This window comes from Streptomyces sp. NPDC002076 (assembly GCF_053593835.1).
Window position 1 is genome coordinate 289779 of sequence record NZ_JBSFDI010000011.1, and the last position, 13591, is coordinate 303369.

A 13591-nucleotide genomic window follows, 5' to 3' on the forward strand; every position below is an offset into this window, starting at 1 on the left:
GGACTCCCTGGGCGAGTCCCGGGGGAGCAGTCCGCCACCCCCGCCGTACTCCCCCGGAGGTACCCGCACTGCCGCCGGCCGCACGACGACCCGGACCCCCTCCGGGAGGGAGTCTCGTGGCATCCCCGAGGACCGGGGACCTCGCAACCGACAAGGGAGATGACCCGAGATGCAGACCCTGGCCGACTGGGGCGGCGGCGGACCCGGCCCCTGGATCCTGTTCTTCCCGCTGATCTGGGGGGCCGTCGTGATCGGCGCCGTCACCTTCCTGCGCCGCACCGGTTGGCGCGGACGCGGCGGCCCCTGGCGGCCCATGGACGGCGGACGCCCCGTAGGTGACTCACCGCTCGCGGTCCTCGGCCGCCGCTTCGCCTCCGGCGAGATCGACGAGGACGAGTACTGGCGCCGCCTGTCCGTCCTGGAGGAGCAGTTCGGCCGTGCCGGCAAGGGAGGCGCGGCATGACCACGACCGCACTGCGGGCCGCGGCCCGTGTGGTGGACGCGGTGAAGGTGTACGGCGGTGGCGACACCGCCGTACGCGCCCTCGACGGCGTCGACGTCTCCTTCCCCGCCGGACGCTTCACCGCGATCATGGGCCCCTCGGGCTCCGGCAAGTCCACCCTCATGCACTGCGCGGCCGGCCTCGACACGCTCACCTCCGGGGCCGCCTACATCGGGGACACCGAACTAGGCACGCTGGACGACCGCTGCCTGACCCTGCTGCGCCGCGACCGGGTCGGCTTCGTGTTCCAGGCCTTCAACCTGGTGCCCACGCTGACCGTCGCGGAGAACATCACCCTGCCCCTGGACCTGGCAGGGCGGCGCGGCGACCCGGAGTGGATCGACGCGCTCGTCGACATCGTCGGGCTGCGCGACCGGCTGCGCCACCGGCCCTCGGAGCTCTCCGGCGGCCAGCAGCAACGCGTCGCGGTGGCGCGGGCGTTCGCCGGGCGGCCCGATGTGGTCTTCGCCGACGAGCCGACCGGAAACCTCGACTCCCGCTCCGGCGCGGAGGTCCTCGGCCTCCTCGGCTCCGCCGTGCGGGAGATGGACCGTACCGTCGTCATGGTCACGCACGACCCGGTGGCCGCCGCGCACGCCGACGAGGTGCTCTTCCTCGCCGACGGGCGTCTGGTCGACCGGATGGAGTCGCCGACTCCCGACAAGGTGCTGGACCGCATGAAGGCCTTCGAGGTGCGGTCATGAACGCGTCGCTCCGGCTCAGCCTCACCTCTCTGCGGGCGCACCGGCGCCGGTTCGCCGGCACCTTCCTCGCCGTGTTCCTCGGCGTCGCCTTCCTGACCGGCACCCTCGTCATGGGCGACACGCTGCGCGCCAGCTTCGACAGCATGTTCGGCGAGGCGACCAGCGGTACGGACGCCGTCGTACGCGGCGCCGACGCCATCACCACGCCCGGCGAGGCCCAGGGTGTACGGCGGCCCGTGGACACCTCGCTGGTGAAGACCGTCGAGCGGGTCCCCGGCGTGGCCGCCGCGGCCCCGAACATCCAGGGCGCCGGCCAGCTCGTCGGCTCCGACGGGAAGCCGGTCGGCGGTCAGGGGCCGCCCACGATCGCCGGCAACTGGATCACCGACCCGCGGCTCAACCCCTACCGGCTCGCCGAGGGCCGCGTTCCCGCCAGGCCGGGCGAGGTCGTGGTGAACCGGGGTGCCGCGAAGAAGGGCGGTCTGAAGATCGGTGACACCACGACCCTGCGCACCCCGGACCCCGTGAAGGTCACCGTCGTCGGGCTCGCCACCTTCGGCGGCCAGGACGGCATGGCCCAGGTGACGTTCACCGGCATGACCCGGGCCGACGCCGAGAAGTACCTCACCGCGCGGCCCGGCCAGGCGGCGTCCATCGCGGTGCGGGCCGCACCCGGGGTGAGCCAGCGGGAACTGGTCCGGCGGCTGACTCCCGTGCTGCCCCAGGGAGTCGAGGCCATCACCGGTCAGCAGTCGGCGCAGGAGAACACCGACATGGTCTCCAGCCAGTTCCTGACCATCTTCACCACCTTCCTGCTGGTCTTCTCCGGCGTCGCCCTGCTCGTCGCCACCTTCTCCATCCACAACACGTTCGCGATCGTGGTCGCCCAACGCACCCGTGAGAACGCCCTGTTGCGTGCCCTCGGCGCGGTCCGCCGCCAGGTGACCGCCGCCGCCCTCGCCGAGGCCTGCCTGGTCGCGTTCACGGCGTCCCTCACCGGACTCGCGGGCGGCATCGGCATCGCCGCGGGCCTCCAGGCGCTGTTCCCGGCGATCGGATTCCCGTTCCCCGACGGCGACCTGGTGATCAAGACCCTGCCGATGGTGCTGCCGCTCGCGGTGGGGATCGTGGTCTGCCTGGGCTCCGCGCTCCTGCCGGCCCGGCGCGCCGGACGGACGGCGCCGCTCGCCGCCCTGCGCGAGACGGCCGTCGACACCTCCGGTGCCTCCCGCGTCCGGGCCATCACCGGGGTCGTCCTCGGCGCGCTGGCCCTTGCCGCGACCCTGACCGGCGTCCTGGTCTCCCCGTCCGTGTGGCTGGCGGGAGTCGGCGCACTGCTCGCCCTGGCGGCCTTCGTCGTCCTCGGCCCGGTCGCCGCCACCACGGCCGTACGGCTGCTCGGCGGCCCACTGGACCGGCTGCGCGGGGTCACCGGCTCCCTGGCCCGCCGCAACGCCCTGCGCAGCCCGAAGCGGACGGCGGCCACCGCGAGCGCGCTGATGATCGGGGTGGCCGTCGTGTCTCTGTTCACCGTCTTCGGGGCCTCGCTGAAGGCCACGATGGACCAGACGGTGTCCCGGTCCTTCGCCGGTGACGTCGCCGTGAGCAGCCCCTCCTTCGGCGCGGGCGGCAGCGGACTCAGCCCCCGGCTCGCCCCCGCGCTCCAGCGGCTGCCCCAGGTGGACACGGCCGTGGGCCTCGGCCGCGGCGTCGCCGAAGTCAACGGCAAGGGAAGGGCGTTGACCGTCACCGATCCGGCCGCGCTCGCCCGCACCTTCGACCTCGGCACGGTCACGGGTTCCCTGCGGGGCCTCGGTGGCGACGGCATCGCCCTCACCCGGAAGGAGGCCGACCGGCAGCATCTGCGCACCGGCGACACGGTCGGGCTGACCTTCTCCGACGGCAGGAGCGAGAACTTCACCGTCCGGGCCGTGTACGACCAGTCCGAACTGGCCGGCGACTACGTCATCACCCGCGCCGCCTGGGCCCCGCACCGCACCCAGGACTCCGACACCCTGATCTCCGTGACCTTCAAGCAGGGGGTCGGCGCCGACGCGGGCAAGGCGGCGGTGAAGAAGGTCGCCGCACAGTACGGCAACCCGTCCGTGCAGACCCGGGACGAGTACGCGCAGTCGTCGGCGGGCGGCATCGACATGATGCTCACCCTCGTCTACGCGCTGCTCGCCCTCGCGGTGGTCATCGCCCTGCTCGGCATCGCCAACACACTGACCCTCGCGCTGCACGAACGCACCCGGGAACTCGGTCTGCTGCGGGCCGTCGGCCAGACCCGCGCCCAGTTGCGGGCCATGGTCCGCTGGGAGTCGGTACTGGTCGCCGCGTTCGGCACGGTGGGCGGTCTCGGGCTCGGCGCCTTCCTGGGCTGGGTGCTGGTGAAAGCCTCCGACGGCGCGAGCGACACCGCGTTCGCCTTCGCCCTGCCGCCCGCGCGGCTCGCGGTGGTGGCCCTGGTCGGCCTGCTGGCCGGCGCGCTGGCCGGGCTCCGCCCGGCGCGGCGGGCGGCCCGGCTGGACGTGCTGCGGGCCATCGCGACGGAGTGACTGCGTCGCTTCGGCCGGGGCGCCCACCCGGTGGGTCGGTTCGGACCGTGCGCGGGCGCGGGTTCGTCGTGGCCGTTCGCGCAGTTCCCCGCGCCCCTGGGGAGTTGCCGCCCAGGCCCCTGAAGCACCTGGAAAGCGACGACTGCCCGCAGCTGAGGTGCGCCTGAGGCGGGCGGCAACCGCAGCTCCCCAGGGGCGCGCGGAACTGCGCGACCAGCCCACGCACCTGCACCCGCGCACGGCCCCACACGACCCCGCGGGTGGGCGCCCTGCCGCGACGCCGGAGGCCCCGTCACCGCCCGGTCAGCCGGGAACGGCCGACCGGGCGGGAGCTTCCGCACTCAACGCGACCCCGGCGCCGACAGGCGTCCCCGCCGGTGCCTTGGCCGCTGTGCCGACCCGGACCGGCTCCGGCGCCGGCCGTACCTCGGCGGCACGGCGCGGGGCATGGGCCGGATACGGCCGTACCACCGTCGGGGCGGACAGCGTGAACCAGACGACCTTGCCGTTCTCGCCGTCCGGCCGGGCGCCCCAGCTCTCGCTCACCGCCGCCACCATCGCCAGCCCCCGCCCGCAGGTGGCCAGCGGACCACCGTCCGACAGGTCCGCGACCTCGGCCGGCACCGGAAGCCGTGGGTCGTTGTCGCGAACCGAGACCGTGAGCCGGTCCGGCGCCAGTTCCAGCTCCACCGTGCACGACTTGTCGGGCCTGGCATGCCGGTGGACGTTGCTGAGCAGCTCCGTCACACCGAGCGCGGCCCGGTCTATCAACGCGTCCATGTGCCAGTAGCGCAACTGCGCAGATACGATTCTGCGGACCTGGCCGATCCGCGACGGCAGGGCTTGGAGCTCCACCGTGCAGTGCCTGCTCGGATGACTGATCACGGCTGCGACTCCCCGATGTAGAGGTTCGAAAGAACCGGAAGAACACGGAGAACAACGGATCCAGCAGGGTGCTTGCGTCCAAACGTCCGCCTGCTGTCATGGCCGGCGGGCTGGTTCGCAGCGTTATCGCCGGTAAACCCAGAGTGACGTGAGACCAGCGTGACGCAGCGGATGCGGTCCCGCAACTCGCCGCGACGGACCGCTGCTCGAAGTAACGCGACCGGCCTGCTCCCGGCCGGCGGCCGTACGGCTCTCAGCCGCCGCGTCCGGCGGCCCGGCGCACCGCCTCGATGAACCGCCGTGCCGCGGGCGGACCCGGCTCGCCCGGAGCGGGGTCGTGCTCGCCCAGCGTCAGCAGGTACCGCTTGCCGTTGAGGTCGGCCAACGCCTTGTCGTCCGGCCGGAACCACGGCCTGGACGCGCGCACCGCCTGCACCGGGGCACTGTCGATCTCGCTGCCGTAGCTGGTGAGCAACTCCAGCCTGCCGTCGTTGATCCGGACCTGGCCGGCCCGGGTGAGCGAACGCAGCCGCTTGCCGATCCGCACGCCCGTGGCTGTGAACTCCGGCTCCGCCATCCTTCGCCGCCCCCTTGCCGTGTGCTTCCTCGATCCAGTGTGCGCTCGCGGATCCAGTGTGCGCTCGCGTCCGATCCAGTGTGCGTCCGCGTCCCGTCCAGCGGGCGCCCGCGCCCGACGGCTGCGTGCGCCTGCGTTCGGGACGATCGTCCCGTCGCGTGCAGTCTGCCCCGATGCGGCCGGGAGCACCAGTACGCGCGAGGCGCCCGCGAAAGCCGCCCGGAGCACTCCCGCCAATGCGCCCCCGGATGCCTCGTACGCCTGTGCCCCAGGGCGGCTTTGGATGGCTCAAAGATGCGTTTATGCAGGTGGGAAGCGGTGCGAAAGATGCCTATGCTCGACATGCCGGCCGCGCGAGGCGTCGTCGGCGCCCAGCCTAAGGAGCACCGCCGTGAGCACCAGCCACCAGACCCGGACCGGCGCCACCCTCGACGTCGACCGCAGCGACGCCGCCTACCGCGACTGGCTGAAAGAGGCCGTGCGCAAGGTCCAGGCCGACGCCAACCGGTCGGCGGACACGCACCTGCTGCGCTTCCCCCTCCCCGAGCAGTGGGGCATCGACCTCTACCTCAAGGACGAGTCGACGCACCCCACCGGAAGCCTCAAGCACCGCCTCGCGCGCTCCCTCTTCCTCTACGGCCTCTGCAATGGCTGGATCCGCCCCGGCCGCCCGGTCATCGAGGCCTCCAGCGGCTCCACGGCCGTCTCCGAGGCCTACTTCGCCAAGCTGATCGGCGTGCCCTTCATCGCGGTCATGCCGCGCACGACCAGCGCCGAGAAGTGCCGCCTCATCGAGTTCCACGGCGGGCAGTGCCACTTCGTGGACGACTCCCGGAGGATGTACGAGGAGTCCGCCCGCCTCGCGATGGAGACCGGCGGCCACTACATGGACCAGTTCACCTACGCCGAGCGGGCCACCGACTGGCGCGGCAACAACAACATCGCCGAATCGATCTTCCGTCAGCTGGAGTTGGAGCGCTTCCCGGAGCCCGCCTGGATCGTCGCCACGGCCGGCACCGGCGGCACCTCCGCGACCCTCGCCCGCTATGTCCACTACATGCAGTACGACACCCGTGTCTGCGTCGCCGACCCGGACAACTCCTGCTTCTTCGAGGGCTGGACCACCGGCGATCCGGACGTCACCTGCGACTGCGGCTCCCGGATCGAGGGCATCGGCCGGCCGCGCATGGAGCCGAGCTTCGTGCCCGGGGCGATCGACCGGATGATGAAGGTCCCGGACGCGGCCAGCGTCGCCGCCGTACGGGCCCTGGAACGGGCCATCGGCCGCAAGGCGGGCGGCTCCACGGGGACCGGGCTGTGGAGCGCGCTGAAGATCGTCTCCGAGATGGTGGCCGACGGCCGCCGAGGCAGCGTCGTCACCCTGCTGTGCGATCCGGGCGACCGCTACCTCGACAAGTACTACTCCGACGCCTGGCTCGCCGGGCAGGGCCTGGACATCGCGCCGTACACCGCGGCGATCGAGACCCTGCTGGCCACGGGGGTGTGGCCGGACTGAGCCGGTTCCCGTCCCGTGGGCGGCCGGTGCCCAACGGGCGGGTGACGGGGTTGTGAGGGTTTGGTGACGTCTCAATTGTGGTTCTGGGCAAGTCTGTTGTGCCTGTGTGACTGATAAGATCATCCCACTTTTCAGTGGGCTGACGGCGTGTCATAAGCGCGTCTGGGGGGACAGTCTCAAAGGCACCATCGCGCTCGCACGCTTCTGGCGCGATGCGACTTGAAGAGAGTCTCATGACGTCATTGACCACGGATCCACTGCTGTGGATCTTGCTGGTGGTGCTGGTCGCTGCGGTTGTCGCAGTGATGCGGGCCCGGAGAACCAACATGGCGCTCCGAAGAACGAGAAAGGACCTCGAGGCAGGACTGGGACAGGCCCGCGGCGACGTCGGGCAGCTCCACACGCACATCGCCGCGCTGACCGCACAGCATCAGCGTGACCTCGCGGACGTACGGGCCGATGCGGAGGCGTCGACCAAGGCGGTGCTGAAGTCCGCCATGGGCACGCTCCAGTCGCTCGCCGAGGAACAGCAGGTCCTCCTGGACAGCCTGCTGAAGAAGTACGGCGACACCACGGAGGTGCTGGCCGACCTGATGACGGTCGACCACACCGGCAGCCAGTTCGGCCGCCGGGCCAAGGGCATCTCCGTGCTCTGCGGCGGATGGCTGGGCCGGCGTGACGGCGCGGCGACCGTCTACGACGTCGCCCGCAGTGCCCAGGGCAGGATCAAGGACTTCGACCGGGTCAGCGTCCACTCGCAGGTCAGCGTCTCCCTCGTCGGCAAGGCCGTCGAGCCGGTGGCCGTCGTGCTGGCCGAACTGCTGGACAATGCGACGAACTACAGCGCGCCCGGAACACCGGTCGAGATCAACATCCAGACCGTGCCGACCGGCGTCTGCTTCATCGTGGACGACGCCGGACTCGGCATGGACCAGGAGACCAAGGACCGGGCGGCGGCCCTGCTCTCCGTCGACGGTCCCGTCGACATCACCGGTCTCGGCGATCCGCCGCGGTTCGGCTTCGCCGTGTGCGGCATGCTCGCCGCCCGCTACGGCTTCGCCGTCTCCGTCGGCTCCGTGTCCCCCTACGGCGGAGTGCGTGCAGTGATTCGTGTGCCCGAAAGTCTCCTCTCGGCCGACACTCCTTCCCCGGCGGCCGACGCCCAGGACACCGCGGCCCCCGAGGCCGCCCCGCAGCGCCTGGCGCCGGTGCCGGTCGTGGGCCCCTCGCACGTGGTGGGAACGACCTCGGGAGGTCTGCCCAAACGCCGGAGGCGCAGCGGCCCCGTCACGGTGGTCCCGGCCCTCGACAGCGCCGGCCAGGAGGAGACTCCCGAACCGGTCAGCGAGGTGACGGCCTCACGGCTCGGGGCGTTCGCGCGCGGAACCCAGCTCGGGCGGACCACGAACACCACGGAAGGACCTGACAACCAGTGAAGATCGACCTGTCCTGGGTGCTGAACGACGTGCTCGAAGTACGCGGAGCCCGGCACGCGATCCTCGTCTCGGGAGACGGCCTGCTGCTGCAGCGCTCGGACGACATCGCACGCGACGACGCCGAGACGAACGCCGCCGCGATGAGCTCGATGCAGTCGCTGAGCCGTGCCGTCGCGGGGTTCGTGGGAGCGGGACACGGAATCTGGAAGCAGACGCTGCTGGAGTACGACGGCGGCTGGATCTTCCTGATCGCCGCCGGCCAGGGCGCGTACCTCGCCGTGTCGGCCGCGCTGGACGTCGACATGGAGGCCATGTCCTTCCGCATGCAGAAGACGGTGGCCGCCCTCAGCAAGGCGATGAGTGTGGCACCGCGGTCGGAGAACGGTGCCGGGGTATGACCACGCCCGGCGAAGAGGCCTCCGTCACCAGTGAGTTCGTCCGCTCGTACGTCATCACCGGCGGCCGGACCCTGCCGGCCGCGGACGACCTGGCGCTGCACACCCTGGTCACCCTGGCTCCCGAGCGGACCCCTCCGCTGGGAGCCGGCCCCGAGGTGATGGCGATCTGGCAGCTGTGCGCGGGCGGCTACCTCTCGGTCGCCGAGGTCGCGGGCCACGTGGGACTGCCGGTGGGGGTGGCCCGGCTGCTGCTGACCGATTTATTCGAGCAGGGCCACCTCCTGCGCCGCGCCGAGCCGCCCCGGGCTCAGAACGTTGACAGAGCGACCCTCGAGAAGGTTCTGAATGGACTCCAATCCCTCATCGGCTGAGACGGCCCCTGGATCCATCTACGTCTCCAGCGCGGTGACCAACGCTGCCAAGATCCTGGTCGTCGGGCATTTCGCCGTGGGCAAGACGACCTTCATCGGCTCGCTGTCGGAGATCACCCCGCTGCGCACCGAGGAGAAGATGACGCAGGCGTCCCTCCACGTGGACGACCTCAGGGGCGTGGCGGGCAAGACCACCACCACCGTCGCCCTGGACTTCGGGCGTCTGACGCTCAGCGACGACCTGGTGCTGTACCTCTTCGGCACCCCGGGACAGCAGCGTTTCATGCAGCTGTGGGAGGACATGGCCCGCGGCGCGCTGGGCGCACTGCTCCTGGTCGACCCGGCCCGGTTGGAGGAGACCTTCCCCGTCATCGACCTCGTCGAGCGGTACGGCCTGGAGTACGCCATCGCGGTCAACGGCTTCGATCCGGGCGCGGTCTACGAGGAGGCGGAGGTGCGCGAGGCCCTCGACCTGCTCCCGGACACCCCCGTCGTCTACTGCGACGCCCGTGATCGGCAGTCCTCCGCCCATGCGCTGATCGCGCTCGTCCGTCACCTGCTCACCCGAGCCGCCTGACCCGCCCATCCCCCCGGACCACCGGCCCGGAGCCAGCAGAAGGAACCCCATGGACCGCCAGTCAGTCCCCGCCCCCGCCGGCGCCAGATGCCCCATGCACGACGCCACGTTCGCCGCCGCCCCCCACCAGGTCTACGACCGGTTGCGTGCCCACGGTCCGGCCGGACCGGTCGAACTCGCCCCCGGTATCGACGCCACCCTGGTCGTCGGGCACGAGACGGCCCTGCGCGTGCTGCAGAACACCACGCTCTTCGCCCGGGACTCCCGCCACTGGAAGGCGCTGAACGAAGGGCACATACCGCTGGACCACCCGGTGCTGCCGATGATGGCGTACCGGCCCAACTGCCTGTTCACCGACGGCGCCGTGCACCTGCGGCTGCGCAAGGCCGTCACGGACAGCCTCGCCCGGCTCAACATCACCCGGATCCGCCGCGACGTCGAGCCGATCGCCGACTACCTGATCGACCAGTTCTGCGAGCGCGGCCGGGCCGACCTCCTCAATGACTACGCCAAGCTGCTGCCGCTGCTGCTGTTCAACAAGCTGTTCGGCTGCCCCGCGGACATCGGTGACACCCTCACCAGCGCCATGTCGGCGATCTTCGACGGCAAGGACGCGCTGCGCGCCAACGAGGAGCTCACCGCCTGCCTGATGGAGCTGATCGCCCTCAAGCGCCGCCGGCCCGGCGACGACGTCACCTCCTGGCTGATTCAGCACCCCGCCGGGCTGACCGACGAGGAGCTCAAGGACCAGCTGGTCATGCTGATGGGCGCCGGCGTGGAACCCGAGCGCAACCTGATCGGCAACGCCCTGCTCCTGCTGCTGTCACCCGACACCAGCGGACGCGACTCCGGGCTGCTGGTCGAGGAGGCGATCGATCACGTGCTGTGGAACCAGGCGCCCATCGCCAACTACGCCACCCACTACCCGGTCCAGGACGTGGATCTCGGGGGAGTGGTGGCCGAGGCGGGCACGCCGGTCGTCATCAGCTTCGCCGCGGCCAACACCGATCCCGCGCTGGCCGAGGCCCGCCGGAGGAACAGCAAGGGCGCCCACCTGGCCTGGGGAGCCGGTCCGCACGCATGCCCGGCCAAGGACCCGGCGCAGGTCATCGCCGTCACCGCGATCGAGAAGATCCTCAACGCCCTGCCCGACCTGACGCTGGCCGTCCACGAGAAGGAGCTGGAATGGCGGCCGGGCCCGTTCCACCGGGCGCTGGTCGCGCTGCCCGTGGCCTTCAGCCCGACCCCGGCCACCCATATCGCAGCCGCGCTGCAGGGCAGGACCGTCCCCGCCGCGGGGGAGCAGCCGCTCCCCACGGCTCCGGTCGCCGCCGCCCGTCAGGAGCCGGCCAGGAAGAAGGGCTTCTGGAGCACCTTCCTGGACATCTTCCGGGTCTGATGTGCGGCATGCGGCGGTTTGGCGGGAGGCATGTGACAGGAGCAACACTGTCAGGCGCATGATGAGGGAGAGGGGAAGGGTAGGTTCCGGCGGTATCGGTAGCGCCCAGCCACAAAGGAGCTTCGCGTGACCGCCGTTGGCGTCATACGCGGTACCACCCCCGACCGCCGAGCCGTCATCCCTCTCCTTCGCCGGCTCCGTTCCGACGAAGGACAGGCCAACCCCCTCCCCATCTGGGACGAACTGCGCGCACTCGGTGACGTGGTGCCCGCTCCCTGGGGCGGGTACTTCGTGACCGGATTCGATGCCTGCAACGAGATCCTGCGCGGCAGGAACTGGCTGGTCCCGGATTTCGCCTGGCAGCAACGCCGGCCCGACATGGCACGCTGGCAGGAACCGGCGACCCAGGAGATGACGCGGACGCTGTCCCGCCTCAACCCGCCCGAGCACACCTTGCGGCGCCGCGCCCTGGGCAACCTCTTCGACCGCGGCACCCTCGACGCCATGCGGCCCCGGATCGCCGCCCATGTCACCGAGCTCCTTGACCGCCTCGATTTACAGCTGCGCGCCCATGGCGAGGCCGACTTCGTCACCACGGTCGGCGACCGGCTGCCCGTCCACACCGTCGGTGACTGGCTCGCCATCCCGGCCGGGCACTACCCGCACATCCTGGACTTCACCCATCGGCAGGTCCACGCCCAGGAACTGATCCCCACCAAGAGCGAACTGGCCGTCTCGGCCCAGGCCACCCTGGAGATGCGGGCCTATTTCACCGGTCTCGTCGCAGACCGGAGGGCCCACCTCGGCGACGACGTCCTCAGCGACTGGATCCGCTACTGGGACGCGCAGTACCCCGACGACCGGGCGGCCGCCGACCAGATGCTGTACGACCTGACGATGTTCATCACCATCGCCTCCCTGGAAACCACCGCGACCCTGCTGACCAATGCCGTGTGGTTCCTGACCCAGGACCCCGTCCGGGCCGACTGGCTGCGCGGACACCCGGAGGACCTCGACGACGCGATCGAGGAGGTGCTGCGCCACGACCCGCCGATCCACCTCAACTCGCGCTTCGCCGCCGACGACACGATTCTCGCCGGTGTCCCCATCGCCAAGGACACCACCGTCCACGTCCTGTACGGCGCCGCCAACCACGACCCGCGCCGCAACCCGGACCCCCACCTCTTCGACATCCGCCGCAGGGGCGCCCATCTCACCTTCGGCGGCGGCGTCCACTACTGCCTCGGCTCGGGCCTGGCCCGCCTGGAGGCCCGTCTCCTGCTCACCCAGCTGCTGGAACGATTCCCCACCCTGCGGCCGACCGCAGGACCGACGTATGCGAACCGGATGGTCTTCCGGCGCATCACCTCCCTGAAAGTGACCACATGACCGCCCTCCCCCTCACGACCCTCCCGGCCGCCGCCGTACGGCGGACCCTGCGGACCCACCGGGAGGGTCCCGTCCTCACCGTCGAGCTGAACAACCCCGAGCAGGGCAACACAGTCACCGACGCCCTGCTGGACGATCTGATGGCGGTCCTCCAGGACCAGGACCCGGCGGTCCGGGTGCTCGTGCTCACGGCAAGCGGCGACGACTTCTGCCTAGGCGGGGACCGCGGCGAGTCCGCCCGGCACCTCGCCCGCGACCCCACGGGCAGCGGCATCCGTATGTCGGGGACCAAGGCGCGGCGTGTCTGCGAGGCGCTGACCTCGAACCCGGCCGTCACCATCGCGCGCGTCCACGGCAAGGCCATCGGGGCGGGCTTCGCCCTCGCGCTCGCCTGCGATCTGCGGGTCGGATCCGAGGACGCGACCTTCCGGCTGCCCGAACTCGCGCTCGGGCTGCCCACCGCGTGGGGCGGCCTGCTGCCCCGCCTCATCAACGAGGTCGGCGCCGCCCGCGTGCGCGAGATCGTCCTCACCGGCCGGGCCATCTCCGCGGCGGAGGCCCAGTCCCTGTCCATCCTGCAGAAGGTCGTCCCCGCTCACGAGCTGGACGCGGCCGTCGCCGACTGGGCCAGACCCATCGTCCGCCGCCCCCAGGCGGCCCTGCGCGTCACCAAGACCCTGCTCAACTCGCTGTCAGCGGCCTCGCGGCTGGCCGATGTCTCCGCGCTGGACGCGGAACTGATGGCAGCGGTCGTGACCGAATCACAGCTCGCCCGCGGCGCCGGCTGATCAGCGGCTCGCCAGGCGGCGGTCCAGGGACGTCACCGCGTCGCGGAAGGCGCGCCCGAGACCAGGCCGGGCCAGCCCGAGGACGAACCGCAACGGCACCGTCCCGTCGGCGGCGAAGGTCCACCGCACCCGGGTGCCCGTGTCCAGAGGGGTCAGGCGCCACTCCTCGACCAGGGCACGGACGCCCGGCGCGTTGGTGGCGTCGACACGGTAGGCGTACACCTCGGGCGTCTTCGCCACGAGCACCGTTTCCTCGAACCGCGTCCCACCCCTGAGCCGGATCTCACGCCCGGCGCCGCCGTCCGTGGCCCGGGCGAGCGTCACCGCCGAGAACCACTGCGTCCAGCCGGGCACGTCCTCCGCGAGCGCACGGAAGACCTGCTCGGGGGACGCGGAGACCTCCCGTGCGAAGACCAGACGCACGGGCGCGGTCCCGACGAAATCGAGGTCCACCGGGCGCAGACGACGAGCCATGGACGTAACCCCCTTGT

General features: G+C 71.5%; 14 protein-coding genes. 11 read left to right on the plus strand and 3 right to left on the minus strand.

Translation table 11 applies throughout. From position 1 onward, the window contains the following. The first annotated feature begins 169 nt into the window (after positions 1-169). The 3 genes from ACWCQS_RS24500 to ACWCQS_RS24510 are packed head-to-tail and all read left to right on the plus strand — an operon-like array spanning position 170 to position 3764. Entirely contained in the window at positions 170-463 is a 294-nt protein-coding gene (locus tag ACWCQS_RS24500; RefSeq protein WP_451006421.1) for an SHOCT domain-containing protein, read from the plus strand. Further along, positions 460-1206, plus strand: coding sequence for an ABC transporter ATP-binding protein (locus tag ACWCQS_RS24505; protein ID WP_451006422.1), 747 nt, complete (start codon positions 460-462; stop codon positions 1204-1206). The genes ACWCQS_RS24500 and ACWCQS_RS24505 overlap by 4 nt, the downstream gene beginning before the upstream one ends. Then, entirely contained in the window at positions 1203-3764 is a 2562-nt protein-coding gene (locus ACWCQS_RS24510) for an ABC transporter permease (protein WP_451006423.1), read from the plus strand. Before ACWCQS_RS24505 ends, ACWCQS_RS24510 begins: the two co-directional genes overlap by 4 nt. Before the next feature lie 303 nt (positions 3765-4067). Here ACWCQS_RS24510 and ACWCQS_RS24515 read toward each other — a convergent pair whose 3' ends face one another. Next, the gene (locus ACWCQS_RS24515) at positions 4068-4649 is read right to left on the minus strand and encodes an ATP-binding protein (RefSeq protein WP_451006424.1); all 582 of its coding nucleotides are present in this window, start codon (positions 4647-4649) and stop codon (positions 4068-4070) included. Positions 4650-4902: 253 nt separating this feature from the next. Next, positions 4903-5226 (minus strand): hypothetical protein, encoded by a 324-nt coding sequence (locus ACWCQS_RS24520; RefSeq protein ID WP_153542731.1) that lies wholly within the window; start codon positions 5224-5226, stop codon positions 4903-4905. 391 nt (positions 5227-5617) lie between these two features. On the opposite strand from ACWCQS_RS24520, the gene ACWCQS_RS24525 reads away from it, so the two are divergent. The 8 genes from ACWCQS_RS24525 to ACWCQS_RS24560 all read left to right on the plus strand — a co-directional run bounded on the left by ACWCQS_RS24525 (position 5618) and on the right by ACWCQS_RS24560 (position 13100). Beyond that, positions 5618-6742 (plus strand): PLP-dependent cysteine synthase family protein, encoded by a 1125-nt coding sequence (locus tag ACWCQS_RS24525; protein WP_451006425.1) that lies wholly within the window; start codon positions 5618-5620, stop codon positions 6740-6742. Positions 6743-6975: 233 nt separating this feature from the next. Then, a complete protein-coding gene (locus tag ACWCQS_RS24530; RefSeq protein ID WP_451006426.1) occupies positions 6976-8178 on the plus strand; it encodes an ATP-binding protein in 1203 nt (400 codons plus the stop codon). Further along, entirely contained in the window at positions 8175-8576 is a 402-nt protein-coding gene (locus ACWCQS_RS24535) for a roadblock/LC7 domain-containing protein (RefSeq protein WP_451006427.1), read from the plus strand. The genes ACWCQS_RS24530 and ACWCQS_RS24535 overlap by 4 nt, the downstream gene beginning before the upstream one ends. Further along, positions 8573-8947 carry a DUF742 domain-containing protein gene (locus ACWCQS_RS24540; RefSeq protein WP_351205475.1) on the plus strand — a complete coding sequence of 125 codons (375 nt, stop codon included), beginning with the start codon at positions 8573-8575 and terminating at the stop codon, positions 8945-8947. Before ACWCQS_RS24535 ends, ACWCQS_RS24540 begins: the two co-directional genes overlap by 4 nt. Next, a complete protein-coding gene (locus ACWCQS_RS24545; RefSeq protein WP_388628925.1) occupies positions 8922-9524 on the plus strand; it encodes a GTP-binding protein in 603 nt (200 codons plus the stop codon). The genes ACWCQS_RS24540 and ACWCQS_RS24545 overlap by 26 nt, the downstream gene beginning before the upstream one ends. A 94-nt stretch (positions 9525-9618) precedes the next feature. Beyond that, on the plus strand, positions 9619-10923 hold the full coding sequence (locus ACWCQS_RS24550) for a cytochrome P450 (protein ID WP_451006464.1): 1305 nt from the start codon (positions 9619-9621) through the stop codon (positions 10921-10923). A gap of 126 nt (positions 10924-11049) precedes the next feature. Next, the gene (locus ACWCQS_RS24555) at positions 11050-12312 is read left to right on the plus strand and encodes a cytochrome P450 (RefSeq protein WP_451006428.1); all 1263 of its coding nucleotides are present in this window, start codon (positions 11050-11052) and stop codon (positions 12310-12312) included. Further along, the gene (locus ACWCQS_RS24560; protein WP_451006429.1) at positions 12309-13100 is read left to right on the plus strand and encodes an enoyl-CoA hydratase/isomerase family protein; all 792 of its coding nucleotides are present in this window, start codon (positions 12309-12311) and stop codon (positions 13098-13100) included. The genes ACWCQS_RS24555 and ACWCQS_RS24560 overlap by 4 nt, the downstream gene beginning before the upstream one ends. Here ACWCQS_RS24560 and ACWCQS_RS24565 read toward each other — a convergent pair whose 3' ends face one another. Further along, positions 13101-13574 carry an SRPBCC family protein gene (locus ACWCQS_RS24565; RefSeq protein WP_451006430.1) on the minus strand — a complete coding sequence of 158 codons (474 nt, stop codon included), beginning with the start codon at positions 13572-13574 and terminating at the stop codon, positions 13101-13103. Positions 13575-13591 lie beyond the last annotated feature (17 nt).